Genomic DNA, 792 nt, shown 5'->3' on the forward strand with positions numbered 1-792 from the left:
TGCGCTTGCTCTCAATCCGAATGTCAACGCCGATTATCGCGCCTATTACATTGACCGGACGACGACCTGCCTCAATCGCGATGCGGTCGGCAGCTATACCCTAGGCGAGACGGTGTCGTTCCGGTCCGACGGAGCCAAAAAGGCAGCCGGCATGAGGGTCTGCGGCTGGTCGGGACCCGTTGCCGACGGCACCCATTCCCTAGGCGAGACCTCGCGGCTTCGGCTGAAGATACCGCCGCTCCACGACAGTGTGACGGCCACGCTGCAAATGGCCGCCGCCATTCGCCCGCCGCAGGTCACGCAGCGGATTATTATTTCGGTGAATGGCGTTCGGGTGCATGCGGTGACGCTGTCCGGCAAAGAGCCGCGAACGGTCTCGTTCGTCATTCCAACGGCGGCCCTCGCCGAGGCCAGGATACTCGATGTCGCCTTCGACTACCTCGACGGCATTCCGCCAAGTTCGGCCGCCAGCAACATCTACAAGCGCGCCATCAAATTGTTGTCGTTCCGGCTCGATCCTGTTGAGCCGGGTTAGGGCGGGCGATCACGTTGCTGGCCGGGTCTTCGCTGCGCAAAAACCCACCGGTCGAGCATGAGAAGATTGACCGCTGGAACAAGCAAGCATGTAACCAGAATGGCGATGATCGGCGGCAGGCCGAGTTTGGCCGTCAAAACCGCCGGCGCCGCGTAGGCAACGGCGAAGCCTGTCGCCGTCAGCAAGAAAAAACGCGGAGCTTCCGATCGATGCGATCCGCTCGACGCGAAAGTCACGAACTTATGCGCGAGATAAGA

The 792-nt window shown here is 61.4% G+C and carries 2 protein-coding genes; one reads left to right on the forward strand and one right to left on the reverse strand.

What is annotated here, in order from left to right; all coding sequences use genetic code 11:
• A partial coding sequence (locus NKG95_RS34185; RefSeq protein WP_353043878.1) for a hypothetical protein occupies positions 1-535 on the forward strand: 535 nt, incomplete at its 5' end.
• Here the strand turns inward: NKG95_RS34185 and NKG95_RS34190 are convergent.
• Positions 532-792: GtrA family protein (locus NKG95_RS34190; protein WP_353043879.1), on the reverse strand; the 261-nt coding region annotated here is incomplete at its 5' end. The genes NKG95_RS34185 and NKG95_RS34190 overlap by 4 nt on opposite strands.

Origin of the sequence: Mesorhizobium sp. M1423 (assembly GCF_040317575.1) — a bacterium.
GTDB lineage: Bacteria > Pseudomonadota > Alphaproteobacteria > Rhizobiales > Rhizobiaceae > Mesorhizobium.